This window comes from Spirosoma harenae (assembly GCF_054776975.1).
This window is the reverse complement of sequence record NZ_BAAHBD010000008.1, coordinates 822989-839434: the sequence shown is the minus strand read 5'-3', so window position 1 is coordinate 839434 and position 16446 is coordinate 822989. Positions and strand designations below refer to the sequence as shown.

Here is a 16446-nt window from a genome sequence, read left to right as displayed (position 1 = left end):
TGGATTAAATTCATACGATGAAAACCAGTCTTGTCATAATTTTAATTAGCCTGATAGCCTTTGAAGGGGTAGGGCAGAGAGTAAATCGATTTCGCGACAGTCAAACGATTGACGCCTATTTTCAAGTAAAGCCCGGTCGTAAATATCCCCTTATTTTAGCGCATCGTGGTGGACCTGGAGCTACGGATACGGAGAATTCGATACCTACGTTCGAGAAATCATCAAAAGTGCTTCCAGATGCCATTATTGAGATGGATGTACGCATGACTCGTGATAGTGGCTATGTGCTATTGCATGATCCTACGCTGGATCGAGAGTCAGAAGCGAAAGGAGCCGTTGCTGAATGGACGTTGGCAGATCTTGGAAAGGTTAAGCTCAAAACACTCAGTGGTGATTTAACTGATCAGCACATACCCACCTTTACGGATATCTTGGTCTGGAATAAAAACCGGTATATGCTGGCACTGGATGTAAAGCCAGGTACTGATCCACTCCAGGTTATGAAACTGGTCCAAAAGCATCAGGCTGTACATTCGGTCTTTGTCATTTGCTATTCATTAGCAGAAGCCCAACGAGTTCGCGATCAATACCCAACGCTTTGGCTGGCAGTTGGTGTCAACAGTATGGCCGATCTCGATCGATTTGAAAAAGAGCCATTAGTCAAATCAGGACGATTAATTGCACTTACTCCGCAGAAACTCCAGCCCGTTTCATTTTATGAACGTTTACATAAGCTCGGTATTCCGGCTTCGATCGGCACGTATGGTCCTGGTCAATTAGATGAAAAGCCTATAGCTGAAGCGACGACTGGGTATCGAGAATTAGTCAGGCAAGGGGGAGACATCATTACCACCGATCGACCGGTAGCTGTATCGACTCTATTCTAAGCTCCAGTTTATATGAACTATCGTTGTTGGTTATTTCTATGGCTATTGGTTGCAGTAGCCAAGACCACTTTTTCGCAGCAAATCGGACAGTCAATTCCTGTCTGGCAACCTGGTCAGCTTGATATTCATCATATCAATACCGGCCAAGGAAATTCAACCTTTATCATCTTGCCTGATGGTACGACAATGTTGGTTGATGCGGGGGCGATTAACTCTCTTGACTGGAGAACCAACAAACCGCGAAACATTCCAACCAAGCCTACAAATGAACGTCAGGCAGGTGAGTGGATCGCTCGATACATTCGGAATACGTTACGTTTTCAGACCAATCCTGCTGTTGATTACGCAGTTATTTCGCATTTCCACGACGATCACATGGGTTCTTCGCTCAATGTGACGAAACGATCAATCGGGGGATATGTATTGGCCGGGATTACTGAAGTGGCAGAATATGTTCCTATTCGGAAAATAGTTGATCGCGGCTGGCCCGATTATACCTACCCACGCCCGTTAGAAGCTGATTCGATGGTGGTTAATTATCGTCGCTTCCTAAAGTGGCAGCAAGAAAATAAGAAACTAGTAATTGAGCGATTTCAAGCGGGCCGAACGGACCAATTAGTTTCTGTAAAACCGAAATCGGTAAGCCGAAAATTCCTATTCGAAATCAGAAATCTGATGGTTAATGGCGAAATCTGGACAGGTGAAGGTGTAAGAACAAAAACTCTATTTCCTCAATTGAGTACATTAAAACCCGCCGATTACCCGAACGAAAATATGTGCAGTATTGCCTTCCAGTTACATTACGGCAACTTCGATTATTTTTCGGGTGGAGATCTGCAGGGCGTACTTCAGTTTGGCGCACCCGCCTGGCACGACGTGGAAACGCCCCTGGCGAAAATAACTGGACCGGTTGACGTTCAACTTGTAGATCATCATGGCTATCCAGATTCCCAAAACGGTTCGCTGCTAGCCAGTTTAAAACCGCGAGTATTGATTATCCCGGCCTGGGCTGCTTCCCATCCGGGTCGTGATGTTCTAGAGCGGCTTTTTTCAGATCAGTATTACGCAGGCGAACGGGATGTGTTCGCAACCAATTTGCTGGAAGCGGCAAAAACTACAATTGGTGATTTGTTACCTCAACTAAAAAGTGAATCAGGACATGTGGTGATACGAGTCGAAAAGGGCGGAAAAACGTATCGTGTCCTTGTAGTAGATGACCGGGATGAATCATTTACGGTCAAGGCCATTCATGGGCCTTATCAGGCACGATAAAATAAAAATTAAGAAAGAGTTTACCCTTTCGCGTTTTTTGCCTTAGCGGCCTTTAGCGCATCCGTACCAGCCTGATAACCTTGGACGATCATTTTGCTGATGTCTTCAGACGTGAATTTCATTAAGTTGAGGGAAAGAGGTTCGGTAGGTCTGATAATGGTTAACTGCAGATGTCGTCCTTGATATTGTTCGCGTTCTGCAAAACGCTCAGCCCAAGCAATATCATTGTTAACCAGCTGATTAACAGTAATATCCTTTACTCGATCCATTAAATTAAGCAAGTTGCGGTAGTTGAATTTCTCATTGTAAATTTTCCGGGCATGACAGGCTATACAGGCAATATCCGTAGCGCCATCCTCAATGGCTACGCGTAAAGGAGCCACTTCGCGTAAACCACCATCCAGAAACGCCCGTCGGTGATCGCCCCCGATTTGTATGGCAGGCATTAGAAAAGGCAACGAACTACTCGCATATACGTAGTCTAAAAAATTAGGATCGTGCGCATCCGCATAGACCATATCGCCCTGAATAATGTCGACTGCACCTACTTTCAATTTAACCGGCCCATTCTTAATCGCTTCCAGATCAACGTGATTTCGAATAAGATTTTGTATCGGTGAATTATCGAGAAGACCATCAAACCGACTCATAATGGTATTATAACCCATCCGAAATCGGGACCGAATAACGGCTACATCATCGGGTTTGGTAATGTTACGTATCCAGAATTCTATCAATTGCTTCCCTACTTTTTCCCAATTAATCTGCCCTGACTCAGCATATTGTTTAGCAGCTTCGTTGGCAATAAACGTCGCATTGAGACTGCCAACCGAAATACCATACAAATGATCAGGGGCAAATCCTGACTCAAAAAGTGCCATGGCGGCACCTACCTGAAAAGCGCCCTTGAGAGATCCTCCGCCCAGTACCAGAGCATGAATAGGGGATTGATTTTTGGATGGGATATTGGCCGATTTTGGAATGGTTGGGGTAGGATTATTAATCATGGAAAATCAGGAAGCTGTTTTATCCGTAGTAAGTTGAAGCTTTTCAAGTAATAAACAAAACGAATTGAGTCCGTGATAGTTGTAAACAATAGGACTGGTTTTCTAAACGGCTTTTTCGGCGTCTGCTCTTTCCTTACTAATATTGCCAGAAATTCAGTCGATAATCGATAGTTATCAGTCGTTAGTCAATAATGAGAAACGTATTCTTAAACCTATTGACCGACCACTAACAACTATCGACTGTCAACTAAGAACTCCCATATGCCTCTCACCGTCGCAGATATACAAGCTCCGATTGCTGCCGAAATGGAATTGTTCGAGCAGAAATTTCGGGGTCAAATGAAAAGCGATGTCATGCTGCTCGACCAAATCATGAATTACATCGTGAAGCGGAAGGGAAAGCAACTCCGGCCCATGTTTGTCTTTCTGATGGCTGGAGTTTGCGGACAGATTACGGAAGCAACCTACCGGGGCGCATCGCTCATCGAATTGCTCCATACTGCCACACTCGTACATGATGATGTTGTCGATGATTCGAACTATCGACGCGGCTTTTTCTCCATCAATGCACTCTGGAAAAATAAAGTAGCCGTACTGGTTGGCGATTATCTATTATCGCGCGGCCTGTTACTTTCCGTTGATAACGGTGATTACGATTTGTTGCAACTTGTGTCGCGTGCCGTACGGGAAATCAGCGAAGGGGAGTTACTTCAGCTCTATAAAGCCCGACGTTTAGACATCACCGAAGACGTCTATTATGAAATCATTCGGCAGAAAACGGCTTCGTTGATTGCGGCTTGCTGCGCTGTAGGCGCTCGTTCAGTAGGCGTTGATCCAGAGACGGTTGAAAAAGCGCGAGTATTCGGCGAAAAAGTAGGGATTGCGTTCCAAATCAAAGACGATCTGTTTGATTATGGGACAGCCGAAGTTGGGAAACCATTAGGCATTGATATCAAAGAAAAAAAGATGACCCTGCCGCTTATTTACGCCCTAAATAAAGCGGGTTTTCTGGAAAAACGGCGTATTATCAACATTATCAAAAACGATAGCGAAAACCCGAAAAAAGTGGCCGAGGTAATCTCATTCGTCAAGCAGTCGAATGGTATTCAATATGCGACTGAGGCTATGAATCGATACGTTGCTGAAGCGCAAAATCTCCTCAATTCGTTTCCAGAGTCAATTTATCGCCAGTCACTGCATCAACTGGTACAATACACCATTGATCGGAGTAAATAAGTGGTAGCTGGAAGGCAACCTTTTCATCATAATCCCTTCATTGCGCACCATCGAGCCCACCAATTTTGTTTTGTACATTTGTACCACTTTATCCTAACATCCAACGAAACGGTTTTATGCGCCTGATTACGTCTACGTTCGTACTGTCACTGATTTCTATAGTAGTCCTTGCTCAGCCAAAACGAACTGCACCAACCCCATCAAAAAATGCGGCAGCGACTCCTCAAACACTTGCTCGACCTAAGCTTGTCGTGGGAATCGTCGTTGATCAGATGCGCTACGATTATCTGTACCGATATTATAACAAGTTTGGTACGGGAGGATTTCGGCGGATGATGGACGGCGGTTTCAATGCTCGTAATAACCATTATCACTACGCAGCTACCTATACTGGACCCGGTCATGCTGCCATTTATACTGGCTCAGCCCCTGCTTTAAATGGCATAGTTGGGAATGATTTCTACGAGCGAAATATCGGTCGATTGCTGTATTGTGCCGAAGATACCACCGTCAGTACAGTGGGTAATACCGGTACGGCTGGAAAAATGTCGCCCCGAAATATGTTGGTAACCACGATTGGTGATCAGCTTAAATTAGCTACGGATGGGCGTGCTAAAGTGATTGGTATTGCCTTAAAAGATCGGGGAGCAATTCTGCCAGCTGGTCATGCGGCCGACGCGGCTTACTGGTACGATTCGAAAGATGGCAACTTCATCAGCAGCACGTTTTACCAGAAAGAATTACCAAAATGGGTTCAGGACTTCAATTCGCTCAAACTCGGTGACAAATTCCTGACGCAGAAATGGGAGCCAACACTATCAATGGCTCAGTATACCGAAAGTACGCCCGATGATGAACCATACGAAGCATCGATGCCTGGGGAAGCCAAAGCCATTTTCCCACACGAATTTGTTGTTCAGACTGGTAGTAGTAAATATGAAGTATTACGAACCAGCCCATACGGTGATCAGATTACAAAAGAATTTGCACTAGCCGCATTGAAAGGGGAGCAATTGGGCAAACATGATGTAACGGATATGCTTTGTCTGAGCTTTTCATCACCCGATTATATTGGTCACGCTTTTGGTACGCACGCTGTTGAAACAGAAGACAATTATATTCGACTAGACCGACAACTGGCTGATATTTTTAATCAGTTGGATGCGACAGTCGGCCAAGGCCAATGGGTAGCGTTTTTGTCGGCCGATCATGGGGTAGTTGATGTGCCAGGTTTCTTACAGCAATACCGGATTCCTGGAGGGGTAAAAGGATATGGAGAAATTGGCGAAGTGGTAAAAGCTACGCTCGAAAAAGCCTATGGACCAGGCAAATGGATGCTGTCTTACATCAACCAGCAGGTTTACTTAAATCATGCCTTACTGACTGAAAAGAAAATACCGATGCAGGAAGTTTATGAACTGCTTCGAAGCACCTTATTAAAGCAAAAAGCGATTGTTAATGTGGTGAATCTCCATAATCTTGGGGCCGAAGCTCTGCCATTATTGCAGGAAAATCTCTTCCGGAATGTAAATCACCCAAATCGTAGCGGTGATTTCTACGTTATGCAACCCCCAGGCTGGATAGAAGGACGGTCGAAAGGAACTACGCATGGCACAACCTACGCCTATGATACGCATGTTCCTTTTCTGTTATACGGCTGGGGCGTTAAACCGGGCCAAACTTTACGCCGAACACATATTCACGACATTGCACCAACCATCACGGCCCTTCTTAAGCTACTTGAACCCAGCGGCTGCATCGGTAATCCTGTAGAAGAAGCGATAAAATAGTGATGAACGATAAGTGATAAGTATAGCGAAGGGAATAAATCCTACTCATCACTAAATAATAAAACTTACTTCCTTAAAAGCAAAGTAGTGCACTTGCTCTTTTGTAGCTATAGCCAATCGACCTGTTGAATCGATACCGATTATCGTTCCTTGAAACGGACGCCCTTCCGCTTCAAAAATGTGCTCTTCCTGATAACGGTATAAAATTTGCAAATAAGCCATTTTGAGCGAATCTCGCTGACCGGAGCGCAGTTGGAGGTAAGATTGCTCAAGTGTTTCACACAGGCGACTAAGTAAACCTGGCAGGTCATAGCCGTTGGGAAGAGAAGCTTGCAACTGAAGAGAAGTAGCCGTTGAATAACTCATTTCAGTCTGATTAACATTCAAGCCAATCCCGACAATCGACCAGCCAATCGCGTAGCCTTGAAGCATGTTTTCAATAAGAATGCCGCCTAACTTTTGGTCACCTACATAAATGTCATTGGGCCATTTGATTCGTAATGCATCCCCGATTAGTGGCTGTAGAACATTATAAATACCCAGCGAGATAGCCATATTAAGCCAGAACTGCTCGCCAGCTGATAAAAAAGTTGGTTTAAGTATGGCCGAGAAGGTTAGATTTTGTCCTGCATTTGCTTCCCACTTATTACCACGTTGTCCGCGTCCGGCAGTTTGATTGTCAGTTATGACAAGGGTTCCTTCACTGGGGTCTTTCTGCGCAATCAAAGCAGACGCTTCGTCGTTAGTAGACTGACAGCTTGGCAGATATTGGATTATTTGTCCAAGAAAAAGCGTTTTGGGATAGATTTTGTACAAAATATTGTATAGTTTAGTAGTAAAGCTAATGAATGGTGCTTCGGGCGTATTACCCTTTTGGCAAAGTACCCGCTAATTAGCGTGGCAATGTTAAACCGAAAGCATGAGAATAAACAACAATAAAGAGTTTACCGCCGAGCAAATTCGTGATTTCGTTGTTCGCGGGATGCAGGAGAAAAAGGCGCAGGACATCGTTATAATGGACTTGCGCAATGTGAAAAATGCAATTTGTGATTACTTTGTAATATGTTCGGGTAATTCCGATACACAAATTGATGCCATCTCAACGTCGATTGAAGAAGAAGTTTACAAAGCCAGCAAACAAGATCCTTGGCATAAAGAGGGGAAATTAAATAAAGAATGGATTTTGCTGGACTATGTTGACGTAGTGGCCCACGTCTTTAAAAAAGACCGTCGAACTTTCTACGACCTTGAGCAACTCTGGGGTGATGCTGAAATTCATTTAGTTGAAGACAATGAACTAACAGCCGCATCTTAATACATAAAGCGGCCCAATCATACAGGAACAGACTGATTTTGGGCCGCTTATTGAGTCGATGAACCGTCTGTCCGAACCAAACCACGAAAGAAACATTCACTTTGAAAACGGTGTTAACTCATGAAATCCGTTTTGTATAACCTGAAGAAATGGCAGATAATAATAGAAATCCGTTAGTACCCCGAGGAGGGCCACGCAAGCCCAACTTTCAGGGTTGGATTGTTGCGTTACTGATTGCCGCCATCCTTGGCATTACCTTTTTTAACAAAAGCTCAGCCACTCGCGAATCGTCGCAGAAACGGTTCGAGCAAATGGTGAAAGATCACGAAGTTGCTGAAGTAGTGGTTGTCAATGACAAAGTTGCTGAAGTAACACTCACCCAGCAGGCAGCGCAAAGTCCAAAATATCGATCCATGTTTGCTGACAAACCGTATTTCGGTTCCAGTCATGGTCCACACTTCCAATTCCAGATCGCATCTGGCGAAACCTTTAAAAAGGATCTGGATGCGATGCAACAAGGGGTTCCCGACAACGAAAAAGTTGACTATAAATTCGAGCAGCGTAGCGACTTTGGCAGTATTATTAGTACTTGGGGGTTCCTAATCGTCATGATCCTGGCCATGTACTTCCTGTTAGGCCGGATGTCGGGCGCAGGTGGTCCGGGTGGACAGATTTTCAACATTGGCAAGTCGAAAGCAGCTTTGTTCGATGCTGATAACAAAGTCAAAATCACCTTCAATGATGTAGCGGGTCTGGACGAAGCGAAAGAGGAAATCAAGGAAATCGTTGATTACCTGAAAAACCCAACCAAGTTTACAAAACTGGGTGCTAAGATCCCGAAAGGAGCCCTTCTGATTGGCCCTCCAGGTACAGGTAAAACCTTGTTAGCGAAGGCTGTAGCTGGTGAAGCTGGCGTTCCGTTCTTCTCGCTGTCGGGTTCTGATTTCGTTGAAATGTTTGTTGGGGTAGGAGCGGCTCGTGTACGTGACCTCTTCAAACAAGCTAAAGAAAAAGCACCTTGTATCATCTTCATCGATGAAATTGATGCAGTAGGTCGTTCGCGTGGACGCGGATCGATGCCCGGCGCAAACGATGAGCGTGAGAATACACTGAACTCATTGCTGGTTGAAATGGATGGTTTTGCAACGGATTCAGGAATCATTATCCTGGCTGCTACCAACCGTCCTGATGTATTGGATTCAGCGCTGCAACGTCCAGGCCGTTTCGACCGTCAGATTAGCATTGATAAACCAGATATTATTGGTCGGGAAGCTATTTTTCGGGTTCACCTGAAGCCTATTAAACTGGCCGCTGATGTTGACCCAAAAGAATTAGCTGCTCAAACACCAGGATTTGCCGGTGCTGAAATTGCAAACGTTTGTAATGAAGCTGCTTTGATTGCCGCTCGTAGCGACAAAGAGGCTGTTGATATGAAGGATTTCCAGGATGCAATGGACCGTGTAATTGGTGGTCTGGAAAAGAAAAACAAGATCATTTCGCCTGAAGAGAAAGAGATCGTAGCCTATCACGAAGCTGGGCACGCGGTAGCTGGCTGGTTCTTGGAACACGCTGATCCGCTCGTAAAAGTGACGATTGTGCCGCGTGGTGTAGCTGCTTTGGGTTATGCGCAGTACCTTCCTCGTGAGCAGTATCTGTATCGTACAGAGCAGCTAATGGACGAAATGTGTATGGCTCTTGGTGGACGGGCTGCCGAAGATCTAATTTTCGGTAAAGTATCAACCGGTGCGCTTAGCGATCTGGAGCGTATTACTAAGCTGGCTTACAGCATGGTAACGATGTATGGTATGAATGACAAGATTGGTAATGTTTCGTTCTACGATTCAAAACAGTCAGACTACGCGTTCAATAAGCCTTACTCGGAAGAAACCGCCAAGCACATTGACGAAGAAGTCCGCAAGATTGTTGACATCGCTTACACGCGCACAAAAGATTTGCTGACCGATAAGCGTGAAGCGCTGGAGATCATTGCTAAAGAATTGCTGGAGAAAGAGATACTCTATCAGAATGACCTCGTTCGCTTGATTGGCAAACGGCCGTTCGAGCGTGAAACGGTTTATCAGGCTTATAAGAATAAAGGTGTGGCTGAAGAAGTGAAAGAGGAAATTGGCAAGGAGTCAAAACCAGCTGAAACCGAACCCGAATCGCTTCCTATCTAAAGTCAAATAATAAAAACGAAAAAGGGATTTCTTAGCTGGAATCCCTTTTTCGTTGCACTTACTTTTTGCCTAGCTCAATCGCTTGCATATCCAGAACCCGACCTGCATCAAGCGTGAAACGAAGTATTGTGCGCATAACGTGAAATCCTGTTTTACCCGCTGCGCCAGGATTTATAAATAGCAAATTGTTCATCTGTAAATCGCGTGTTACTTTGAGAATATGCGAATGTCCGCAAATAAATAAGTCTGGCGGATTAGCTTTCAATTGAGGGCGAACAACAGGATTATAGTTGGGTGGTGAACCACCAATATGCCTCATCCAGATGGATAAACCCTCCAGGGTAAAGTGCTGGTCGGGTGGTAATTCATTTGTTGCCAGGTCAATATTTCCACTCACAATTCGTAATGGCCGGAAATCCCGCAACTGGTCAATAATCCGAAGATCACCCACATCACCAGCGTGCCAGATTTCGTCGCAATCAGCGAAATGATTGAATATCTGTGGATCTAGATAACTGTGCGTATCCGATAATAAACCAATACGAGTCATGCCAATCTAGGATAAGATTTGTTCTTTCATCTCGCTCCGAATCCGTTTCTTGTCAATTTTACCGACACTCGTTTTCGGAATTTCAGAAACGAAAAGAATACGATCGGGAAGATACCATTTATGGATGTCTCCGCGATCTATTTTCGCTTGCAAGGCTGCTTTAATACCTTCTGCTGTTAGAGCATACCCCGCTTTTTGGACGACGAGTGCATGCGGTCGCTCTCCCCAGCGTTCATCAGGCAAACCGACAACGGCTGATTCGGCCACGCCCTCAATCTGCGAAAGTTCATTTTCCATATCCAGTGAAGAAACCCATTCTCCACCAGTTTTGATAACATCTTTCGTACGGTCAGCAATGACTAGCCAATTATCGGGCGAAATACTAGCTACGTCACCTGTGTGCAGCCAGCCGCCTTTCCAAAGGTCTGCTCCACGCTCAGGATCATTATAATAACCTTGTGTGAGCCAGGGCGTTCGTACGACGATTTCTCCCAACGAATTGCCATCATGCTCTACAAAAGAGCCTTCGTCGTCCATCAAGCGCGCTTCCACAAAGGGAGCAATTCGGCCTGCCCGAACACGAAGATCAATTTGTTGTTCAAGCGGTAAGGTTCGTTCAGTGTCATTTAAATATACAACCGAAAGAATGGGAGCTGTTTCGGACATACCATAACCAGCTAGAACATTAATACCTAAATCCAGAGCTGCTTTTGCCAGCCCTTTTGTCAGGGCTGAGCCTCCGATTAATACACTCCAGCGGCTTAGATTCTCTCGGAATTTCTGAGCTGCCGGGCTCCCAACGAGCATTGCCAGGATGGTTGGTACACAGTGAGAAAGCGTAACTTTTTCGGTTACAATAAGTCGGCACAGCATGTCTGGCTCATACTTGCCAGGATACACCTGCTTGGCTGACATCAGCGTAGCCAGAAATGGAAATCCCCAGGCATGAACATGGAACATTGGCGTAATCGGCATATACACGTCTGTTCGCGATTTAAAAGGCAGGGCTTCGTATCCGATCAGGTAGGTGAGAAGGCCCATTGTATGCATAAATAACTGTCGATGAGAGAAATAAACCCCTTTTGGATTACCCGTCGTACCTGTAGTATAAAAAGTTGTCGCCCATGTATTTTCGTCAAAATCTGGAAATTCATATGCTGATGAAGCCACTTGTAGGAGAGCTTCGTATTCACCAGAAAAACCAGTTGGAATGTCGATAACCGGCTGCGAGATTTTGCCATCGACATATACTTTGTCACTTAAAATAATGAATTTTTCAACGGTTGTTAATTGATCTTTTATAGCTGTCAGAAGTGGCAAGAAATCTTCATGAATCAGGATTACTTTGTCCTCCGCGTGATTCATCGTATATAAAATCTGTGCAGGAGACAGTCGAACGTTTACTGTATGCAGAATGGCGCCAAGGCTGGTTACACCGAAAAAACATTCAAGATACCGATGGCTGTCCCAATCCAGTACAGCAACTGTATCACCAGGGGCCACACCGATTTCAGTCAGAACATTGGCTAATTGCCGGACCCGTTGATTGAACGTAGTGTAATTCATTCGGAATAAATCCCGGTAAACAATTTCGCGTTGGGGCTCATAGTTAGCTGATTGAGCCAGCAACGATTTTATCAGTAAAGGCGGTTCTTTAGCCTCGGCTGTACGCGGAATGAGTTTGGTCTGTATCATAAATGACGTAAAGGTTTAGAGCAAAAACGCGTAAGTCGAAGGTAGGATTGAACGATGGAAAGAAAAAATAGTAATCAATAAAAAAGCCTAGACTTCTATGGGTAGAAGTCCAGGCTTTTCCTGAAAGGAATTCAATTACAACAGTAATCCAGCTAATGTAGCTGACATATAACTAGCTAGTGTTCCGCAGATTAGCGCTTTAAAACCTAGTTTGGCTAAATCGCTGCGACGTTTGGGAGCTAGCTCGCCAATACCACCAACCTGAATAGCGATTGAGCTGAAGTTAGCGAATCCGCAAAGAGCAAAGCTGACAATCGCAATTGTTTTTGGATCTAAAGTTGGTTTTACTTTGACCAGATCGAGGTACGCGACAAATTCGTTCACCACCATTTTCGTACCCATCAGCGAACCTGCTGTTTGGATATCTTTAGTCGGTACGCCCATCGCCCAGGCAAAAACGGAGAATACTTTTCCTAGCAAAAAATTCATGCTTAGGTAATCGATGCCAATCAAATAGAATCCAATGCGAAATAAAATGCTGTCAATCAGGGCAATAAGCGCGATAAAGCCAATTAACATGGCCACTACGTTTAGCCCCACTTTCAAACCCTCGCTGGCTCCAGCTGCAATGGCATCGAGTAAGTTTGCGTGCGTCTTTTTGATTTCAACTTTAATAATTCCCTGCGTTTCAGAAACTTCTGTTTCAGGCATTACAATCTTACTAATAACTAGTGCGCCTGGAGCGGCCATAATACTGGCCGCCAACAAATAAGGAGCTGGTACACCGAGCGAAATATAAACAGCCAATACTCCACCGGCAATACAGGCAAAAGACCCTGCCATACTAGCCAAAAGTTCTGAATTCGTCATGCCGTTCAGGTAAGGCTTAATCATAATTTGAGCCTCAACCTGACCCACAAACGTACTAGCTACGTTTGAAAGGGCTTCGGCACCACTAACGCCCATCAACCATTTCATCGCTCTTGCCATAACTGCAACGATGCGTTGCATAACACCCAGGTGATAGAAAATATTTACCAGAACGGCTACGAAAATGATCGTTGGAATGACTTTGAAGAAGAAAATGAAATCGTTACCAGGGCCGAAAGCTTTCACTAATACATCCGTCCTTACCAGAGTAGAAAAGACAAATTCGGCCCCAATGTTTGCTTTTTGCAGTAGCCGATCTACATAATGCCCTAAGCCCTGAAAGATACTTTGGCCCGTTTCAGTTTTTAAGACAAATACCGCCAGTCCGAACTGGAGAGCCAGTCCAACACCAACAGTACGAAAATTTATTGCTTTGCGATTATTGGAAAGCGCATAGGCAATCCCCAGAATTAAAACGATACCAATTAAGCCAGTAAAGCGCTCCATCAAGTAAAATCAGAGTTACAGTTAGGTTAGCTAAGATACAAAAAGTAGCGATGGAACAAGCCTGTCTAGAGTTAAGAGCAAAGAAAACGGACTGAATTGGCTATAAATAGCGTCACTCAATCCGTCTTATCTAATTTGTGTTTATGCTAGACTAGAGTTCTCAGATCGAGAACAAAGCCAGGAAGTACATCTTCGCCTGATAGCTGACCAAGGCCATTAACTTCCTCGCGATCTTGATTAGGCCGGTAGATATAAGTTAGCTGGTTAGTCAAATCAATCAGCCAACCTAATCGACAGCCATTGGCCATCCAATCATCCATTTTCTCAAAACAGTCTTTCAGTCGATCTGATTGAGAGCGAAGTTCAAGTACAAAGTCAGGGCAAAGGTGTAAAATTTTTCGGCGCTGCTCAGGCGTAAGTATGTCCCAGCGACTTTGGGTAATTGCCGAAACATATGGTGACATAATCGATGTATCAGGCAGTCGAAAAGCCGTTGACGAATCAAAAAATTTCCCAAATCGTGTCTGACGATTCCATATAGCAAAATCAGCACCTATCTCAAAATTGTAATTGCCACTTTCTCCGCCTGTATTTGCCATAAAAACAATATCGCCATTCTTCCGTCGCTCGAACTTCAGGTCCGGATTATCCTGGCAGAAACGAATAAACTCATCGTCGTTCATTCGTAAATCTTCCGGCAAATGTACCCGTATTGATTCCATCCCTCTGTTAAATTAAGCAACCAAAGATAGTAAAACTGTTTATTAAATATTAGCAATCGCTCGCTCGGCACCCTCCTGATATTCTTCTTCAATTTTGGCGATTTCGGCAGGCTTGATTTCGGGGTCGAATAAGCGGGCTGCCATGGCTTCTTTTTCGGTTACGTCGAAGAAGCGTTGATGCATGTTAAATGGCTCACCACCAGCTGGTACGTCGCATTTCTGAAAGTCGCCATCTTCTTTAAGCTCATACGCATTCACGTTATCTTCCAGATTGTATTTCAGAATCAGAATGGCCTGCTGTTTGACACGATTATCGGCCAGGAAAAACAAGGATTCAATGCGTCGGTCAAAACTACGCACCATCACATCGGCGCTGCCACCGTATACTTTTGGATCACCATTGTTATGGAAATAATAGATTCGGGTATGTTCCAGAAAATCACCAACTATGGATCGAACCATGATGTGTTCACTCAAACCTGCACGTTGTGGACGAAGGCAGCAAATGCTACGGACAATGAGCCGTACAGGAACGCCAGCTTGCGACGCTTTGTACAATTCATCGATAACCTGCTTGTCTTCCAGTGAATTAACTTTAATGCAAATGCCACTAGGCAATTCTCGTTTGGCATTATCGGCTTCCTGGCGAATCAATCGTATTAACTGATCCCGCATATCGCGCGGTGCTGTAATCAGGTATTGATATTCATTGGGCAACGAGTGACCGGTGATTACGTTGAAAAACTCGGAAATGTCGTGCGTATAGGTTTCGTCAGTCGTTAGCAGACCAATATCGGTATATAGTTTTGACGTGTCTTCGTTATAATTTCCGGTAGCCATGTGGGCGTATCGTACAACCCGACTGCCTTCACTCCGCACAACAAGTAATAGTTTTGTATGGGTTTTGAAACGGCTGATTCCGTAAATCACAAAACAGCCTGCTTTCTGAAGTCGCTGTGCTTCCCGAATGTTATTTTCTTCGTCAAATCGTGCTTTTACTTCGAAGAGAACCGATACGTGTTTCCCATTTTCAGCGGCTTTTAATAATGCTTCGGTAATGCGTGATCGTTTGGCTAATCGATAAACCGTAATTTTAATAGCGAGTACATTCGGATCTTCAGCCGCTTGTTCTAAAAGTTGTAGTACAGGTTCGAAATTGTTGTACGGATGGTGAAGTAGCAAATCCCGTTGTTTAATTATTTCAAAAATATCGTCTGTTTTCTCACGACCTAGACCTATTGGAGGCACAGGAGCATGTGGACGAGGCATATCATCTTTGAAATCGGGATGGCCAATAATCTGCCAGAAAGCTGAATAATCGAGCAGACTTGTTGACTCGAAAATATTCAAATCGTCAATTTCCCAGCGTTTTTTGAGCAGATTCAGCATCCAGGTTTCGCTGTCTTCCGTGACGTTATCGGTTTCTACTTCAACACGAGTAACACGCCCTAACCGTCGATTTTTGATTTTTTGCTTGACTTCGTCAATGAAATCGACTTCATCATCATCATTTTCGTCGAGCGTAAAATCGCCATTACGTGTAATACGGAACAGATTGACCGACAGAATATCTATGTTCCGGTAGAGCTTTTTAATGTTCTGACGGACAATTTCTTCGATGGGCAGAAACAATGTAATGTCCTCGCGTTCAAAGGATAGGAAGCGAGGTAAATTGGCCGGAATCTGTACGAATGATAGCCGTTGTCGATCATCGTCATCCTCCGCCCGGTTTTGTTGAGAAGCAGGCACTTCTGGACTCTGCGTAACCACACCGAAGATCAAAACTTTAGCTAACAACACCGGAAACGTATGAGTATAATCATACAGCATTGGTGTCAGAGTTGGGTAGATAGCTCGGTCGAAATAGTCGGTTGCTGCTGCCTGTTCTTCTAATTTCAGGTCGTTGAACTTGGCTAATTGAAGCCCGTTTTCAGCAAACAAGGGTAGTAACTGCTCCGTAAAGAGAGCCTGCTGATCCTGGCAGAGTTGATGAGCTGCTGTGAATAGAGCCTTTCGGAAGGGAACTTCGCGCAGACCTGAATAATCAACTCGCTGTTTATGGTAATCGAGATAGTTGTATAAACTACCAACCCGGATCATGAAGAACTCGTCGAGGTTTGAAGCTGAAATTGCCAGAAATTTCAACCGTTCCATTAACGTACGATCCGTACTGCGGGCCTGATCAAGTACCCGTTCATTGAATTTGATCCAGCTTAAATCCCGACTTAGGTAATCGCTCTGGTCGATGACACTGCTTACTTTTTCACTGACTTTTCCCATTTTTTCTGTGGTCAGGGTGGAGGGTTTCTCCTGACGGTGAGTAAAGCGGGAAACCAGGTTTCCCAAAATGTTCCGGTTTGGGTTCAAAGAATAACGCATACTCAATTTTACCTGTGAATTACAACAAAAAAGCGGGCT

At 44.5% G+C, this 16446-nt stretch carries 13 protein-coding genes; 6 read left to right on the top strand and 7 right to left on the bottom strand.

Features of this window, described 5'->3' with window-relative positions:
- Positions 1-17 precede the first annotated feature (17 nt).
- Positions 18-887 (top strand): glycerophosphodiester phosphodiesterase family protein, encoded by an 870-nt coding sequence (locus ACYVE4_RS11830; RefSeq protein WP_461040076.1) that lies wholly within the window; start codon positions 18-20, stop codon positions 885-887.
- 12 nt (positions 888-899) lie between these two features.
- On the top strand, positions 900-2159 hold the full coding sequence (locus ACYVE4_RS11825; protein ID WP_461040074.1) for a ComEC/Rec2 family competence protein: 1260 nt from the start codon (positions 900-902) through the stop codon (positions 2157-2159).
- 20 nt (positions 2160-2179) lie between these two features.
- On the opposite strand, the gene ACYVE4_RS11820 is transcribed toward ACYVE4_RS11825, so the two are convergent.
- Positions 2180-3166 (bottom strand): patatin-like phospholipase family protein, encoded by a 987-nt coding sequence (locus ACYVE4_RS11820; protein WP_461040073.1) that lies wholly within the window; start codon positions 3164-3166, stop codon positions 2180-2182.
- 261 nt (positions 3167-3427) lie between these two features.
- Here ACYVE4_RS11820 and ACYVE4_RS11815 point away from each other — a divergent pair, with 261 nt between their 5' ends.
- Entirely contained in the window at positions 3428-4402 is a 975-nt protein-coding gene (locus ACYVE4_RS11815) for a polyprenyl synthetase family protein (protein ID WP_461040072.1), read from the top strand.
- 116 nt (positions 4403-4518) lie between these two features.
- On the top strand, positions 4519-6192 hold the full coding sequence (gene pafA / locus ACYVE4_RS11810) for an alkaline phosphatase PafA (RefSeq protein WP_461040071.1): 1674 nt from the start codon (positions 4519-4521) through the stop codon (positions 6190-6192).
- Between the two features lie 51 nt (positions 6193-6243).
- On the opposite strand, the gene ACYVE4_RS11805 is transcribed toward pafA, so the two are convergent.
- Positions 6244-7008 carry a biotin--[acetyl-CoA-carboxylase] ligase gene (locus tag ACYVE4_RS11805; RefSeq protein ID WP_461040069.1) on the bottom strand — a complete coding sequence of 255 codons (765 nt, stop codon included), beginning with the start codon at positions 7006-7008 and terminating at the stop codon, positions 6244-6246.
- A 103-nt stretch (positions 7009-7111) separates the two neighbouring features.
- Here ACYVE4_RS11805 and rsfS point away from each other — a divergent pair, with 103 nt between their 5' ends.
- The gene (gene rsfS / locus ACYVE4_RS11800) at positions 7112-7507 is read left to right on the top strand and encodes a ribosome silencing factor (RefSeq protein ID WP_461040068.1); all 396 of its coding nucleotides are present in this window, start codon (positions 7112-7114) and stop codon (positions 7505-7507) included.
- Between the two features lie 149 nt (positions 7508-7656).
- Positions 7657-9684 carry an ATP-dependent zinc metalloprotease FtsH gene (ftsH, locus tag ACYVE4_RS11795; RefSeq protein WP_461040067.1) on the top strand — a complete coding sequence of 676 codons (2028 nt, stop codon included), beginning with the start codon at positions 7657-7659 and terminating at the stop codon, positions 9682-9684.
- Between the two features lie 58 nt (positions 9685-9742).
- Here the strand turns inward: ftsH and ACYVE4_RS11790 are convergent, their stop codons facing one another.
- The 5 genes from ACYVE4_RS11790 to ppk1 form a co-directional block, all read right to left on the bottom strand.
- On the bottom strand, positions 9743-10234 hold the full coding sequence (locus ACYVE4_RS11790) for a metallophosphoesterase family protein (RefSeq protein ID WP_461040065.1): 492 nt from the start codon (positions 10232-10234) through the stop codon (positions 9743-9745).
- A gap of 6 nt (positions 10235-10240) precedes the next feature.
- Positions 10241-11929, bottom strand: coding sequence for a fatty acid--CoA ligase (locus tag ACYVE4_RS11785; RefSeq protein ID WP_461040063.1), 1689 nt, complete (start codon positions 11927-11929; stop codon positions 10241-10243).
- A gap of 135 nt (positions 11930-12064) precedes the next feature.
- The gene (locus ACYVE4_RS11780) at positions 12065-13306 is read right to left on the bottom strand and encodes a NupC/NupG family nucleoside CNT transporter (protein ID WP_461040061.1); all 1242 of its coding nucleotides are present in this window, start codon (positions 13304-13306) and stop codon (positions 12065-12067) included.
- Positions 13307-13452: 146 nt separating this feature from the next.
- On the bottom strand, positions 13453-14028 hold the full coding sequence (locus ACYVE4_RS11775; RefSeq protein WP_461040060.1) for a Uma2 family endonuclease: 576 nt from the start codon (positions 14026-14028) through the stop codon (positions 13453-13455).
- 42 nt (positions 14029-14070) lie between these two features.
- Entirely contained in the window at positions 14071-16407 is a 2337-nt protein-coding gene (gene ppk1 / locus ACYVE4_RS11770; RefSeq protein WP_461040058.1) for a polyphosphate kinase 1, read from the bottom strand.
- Between the last annotated feature and the right edge of the window lie 39 nt (positions 16408-16446).